Raw genomic sequence first — 1260 nt, forward strand, 5'->3', positions numbered from 1 at the left:
GAAAAATTTGAACGTACAAAACCGCACGTAAACGTGGGTACAATCGGCCACGTTGACCACGGTAAAACAACTTTAACAGCAGCAATCACAACCGTATTATCTAAACACTACGGTGGTGCAGCTCGCGCATTTGACCAAATCGATAACGCGCCAGAAGAAAAAGCGCGTGGTATCACCATCAACACTTCACACGTTGAATACGATACAGCAACTCGTCACTACGCACACGTTGACTGTCCGGGACACGCCGACTATGTTAAAAACATGATTACTGGTGCGGCACAAATGGATGGTGCTATCTTAGTAGTAGCAGCAACTGATGGTCCAATGCCACAAACTCGTGAGCACATCTTATTAGGTCGCCAAGTAGGTGTTCCATACATCATCGTATTCTTAAACAAATGCGACATGGTAGATGACGAAGAGTTATTAGAATTAGTAGAAATGGAAGTTCGTGAACTTCTTTCTCAATATGACTTCCCAGGTGACGATACACCAATCGTACGTGGTTCTGCATTACAAGCATTAAATGGCGTAGCAGAATGGGAAGAAAAAATCCTTGAGTTAGCAAACCACTTAGATACTTACATCCCAGAACCAGAGCGTGCAATTGACCAACCGTTCCTTCTTCCAATCGAAGATGTGTTCTCAATCTCAGGTCGTGGTACAGTAGTAACTGGTCGTGTAGAACGTGGTATCATCCGTACTGGTGATGAAGTAGAAATCGTAGGTATCAAAGATACAGCAAAAACTACTGTAACGGGTGTTGAAATGTTCCGTAAATTACTTGACGAAGGTCGTGCAGGTGAAAACATCGGTGCATTATTACGTGGTACCAAACGTGAAGAAATCGAACGTGGTCAAGTATTAGCGAAACCAGGTTCAATCACGCCACACACTGACTTCGAATCAGAAGTTTATGTATTATCAAAAGAAGAAGGTGGTCGTCATACTCCATTCTTCAAAGGTTACCGTCCACAATTCTATTTCCGTACAACTGACGTAACTGGTACTATCGAGTTACCAGAAGGCGTAGAAATGGTAATGCCAGGCGATAACATCAAGATGACAGTAAGCTTAATCCACCCAATCGCGATGGACCAAGGTTTACGTTTCGCAATCCGTGAAGGTGGCCGTACAGTAGGTGCTGGTGTTGTAGCGAAAATCATCAAATAATTGATGTATTCTTGAATGTCTTAAAGATAGAAAGAAGACAAAAGAAAGTGCGGGGAAAATTCTCCGCACTTTTTGTTTATAGGT

At 42.8% G+C, this 1260-nt stretch carries 1 protein-coding gene; it reads left to right on the forward strand.

The genetic code is table 11. The annotated features are described in order from the left end of the window. Positions 1 to 1176, forward strand: a 1176-nt coding sequence (tuf, locus tag A8M50_RS02855) for an elongation factor Tu (protein ID WP_254045588.1), incomplete at its 5' end; no start/stop codon positions are given. Positions 1177 to 1260 lie beyond the last annotated feature (84 nt).

It is taken from the genome of Haemophilus haemolyticus, assembly GCF_001679045.1.
GTDB classification, from domain to species: Bacteria; Pseudomonadota; Gammaproteobacteria; order Enterobacterales; family Pasteurellaceae; genus Haemophilus; species Haemophilus haemolyticus.